Genomic DNA, 2,179 nt, shown 5'->3' with positions numbered 1-2,179 from the left:
GCCCGGCCCAACAGCAACAGCCAGAAATCGGTCGCCAGCGCCGCCAGGATATTGGAACCGACCGCAAGAGCGCTGAGACCAACCAGCACCGCCTTGCGGTTCAAGCGGCCGATGAGAACATTGCTCAACATGGCCGTCACGGCGCCGACGGAAGCGGTGGCGGTGACGACCTGGCCGGCCGTCCCCTCGCTGATGCCGAGATCGCGTGCCATTGGCGTCAGCAGACCTGCGGGCAGGAATTCGGCCGACACCAGGGCAAAGCTGGTGGCCGCCAATGAAATGACCGCGAACCAGGTGGCTGAACTCCACGCGGCTGGTGCATCGGCATCAAGGCCAATCGCGGCGTCTTCAATCTGTAATGTTGTGTCAGTCACGGAAAGACCTCCAAAGTTTGGAGGTCTTAAATAGGCGAGTCCGCTCGGATGATATGTATCTTAGAATCCGAAATTCATATCCATTCGTCCGGGAATTGTGCGGCGCACAACGCCCGGCGAGACATTGGTGATGCGCTTGAACGCGCGCGCGAAGGATGCCTCGGAATCATAGCCCAAACGGGTAGCGACTTCGGCAACCGACAAGCCGTTTTGGCCCAGCAATTCGCGGGCAAGCTGCATACGCAGGCGGGCGAGATAGTGTGCGGCACCCTCCCCCAATACCGCACTGAAACGCTCGGCGAAAATCGAACGCGATTGGCCTGCCACGCCGGCCAGGCTTCCCAGCGTCCAGTTGTGGCCGGGGCTGCGGTGCATGGCCGCCAAAGCGCGGCCTATATGGGGGTCGCGGATGGCTGCGAGCCAACCGGTGGTCGAGGCTCCGTTGCAATTGACCCAGCAGCGTATGAGCCGGGCCGTCAGCAAGTCGGCCATACGCGATACGCGACAGAATCGTGGCGCTGCCCATCTGCGGTTGCGAGGCCTCCACCGTCATGGCCGCCAGCAAAGGACCGACGACCGGGTCATTGCCGGCCACGTCGCAACCCTTGATGACAGGCGGCATCAACGTGATCAATGGGTTGAGCGCATAGGAGTCCAAGGCCATGGAGCCGCAGAAAAGGGTGCTCGTCGCGCCCGTTCCTTGCCGTACCACTTCGCAGACGTTGCCCCCCAACTTGATCACCTGGCAACCTTCGAGCGAGTCCCCTGCAACGTCCGGTGCGCTCGCCAGCCGATGGGCGATGCCTTGCGGCAGCAGCACCAGATCGCCATCGCGCAACTCCTGCCAGCCTTGCGATTCAGTATGAATCCAGCACGGGCCCTGGCCGACAAAGTGAAACCGAAGCAGCTGTTGTTGCGGAAAGTCTATGCTCCATGGGTGCCGGAGCTCGCAGCGGCCATAGTTGACACCACTCAAGCGAAAGTCTTGTAAAACTTCGCTGAGCGCATCCATCGGGATATGTGGCGTCGAAGACGGCCGGGACGAATAGTCAGGCATATACGTGATATAGATGCCGAACGTCCGGCAGGCAAGCGGGGACCGTTGTTCCACCAGGGGAATCGCTGCAACCGCACCCTACCCTTCCCGGCAGATTTCTCGCCTTGCCTCCCACTCCAACTGCATGCAAGGAGTTTCTGCTAGACACAGGGACAAGAGGCATGGCGGCGGAAGCATCGGGCAGTGATCTGATTCAGGTGGTGGCACTGCTTGCTGCCGGCGTCGTTGCCGTTCCGATCTTCAAGCGCATGGGCCTTGGCTCGATCCTCGGCTATCTGGCCGCCGGCGTGGTGATCGGTCCGTTCGGCCTCGGCGTCTTTTCCGAATCGGAAGCCATTCTTCATGTCGCCGAGCTCGGTGTGGTGATGTTCCTGTTCATCATCGGGCTGGAAATGCAGCCGTCGCGGCTGTGGGGCCTGCGCCGCGAGATCTTCGGCCTCGGCGCGCTGCAGGTCGGCGTCTGCGCGCTGCTGCTGACCGGTGTCGGCATGGCGGGAGGGTTTCCGATCGCGCAATCCTTCGTCGCCGGCGCCGGCTTCGTGCTGACCTCGACGGCGATCGTCATGCAACTCCTGGAGGAACGCGGTGAAATCGCCGCACCGAAAGGCCAGCGCATCGTATCGGTCCTGCTGCTCGAGGACCTTGCCATCGTGCCGCTGCTGGCCCTGATCGCGTTCCTGGCGCCCGGTGGAGCCGACACCAGCCTGTCGGAGCGGCTGACTGAGGTCGGCATCGGCCTTGCCGCGAT

General features: G+C 62.5%; 1 protein-coding gene and 2 pseudogenes. 1 reads left to right on the top strand and 2 read right to left on the bottom strand.

Annotation, left to right across the window (positions count from 1 at the left end):
- Both EOC06_RS27920 and EOC06_RS27915 read right to left on the bottom strand, forming a co-directional pair.
- Nucleotides 1-374: MFS transporter (locus tag EOC06_RS27920; RefSeq protein WP_164898772.1), on the bottom strand; the 374-nt coding region annotated here is incomplete at its 3' end.
- Between the two features lie 60 nt (nucleotides 375-434).
- A pseudogene (locus EOC06_RS27915) lies at nucleotides 435-1,431 on the bottom strand (AraC family transcriptional regulator).
- Between the two features lie 161 nt (nucleotides 1,432-1,592).
- Here EOC06_RS27915 and EOC06_RS43700 point away from each other — a divergent pair.
- Nucleotides 1,593-2,179, top strand: a pseudogene (locus EOC06_RS43700) (cation:proton antiporter); the annotation flags it as partial.

This window comes from Mesorhizobium sp. M7A.F.Ca.MR.362.00.0.0 (genome assembly GCF_004023175.1).
GTDB lineage: Bacteria > Pseudomonadota > Alphaproteobacteria > Rhizobiales > Rhizobiaceae > Mesorhizobium.
Note: the sequence above shows the minus strand (reverse complement) of the source record. Positions and strands in the feature narration are given on the sequence as shown.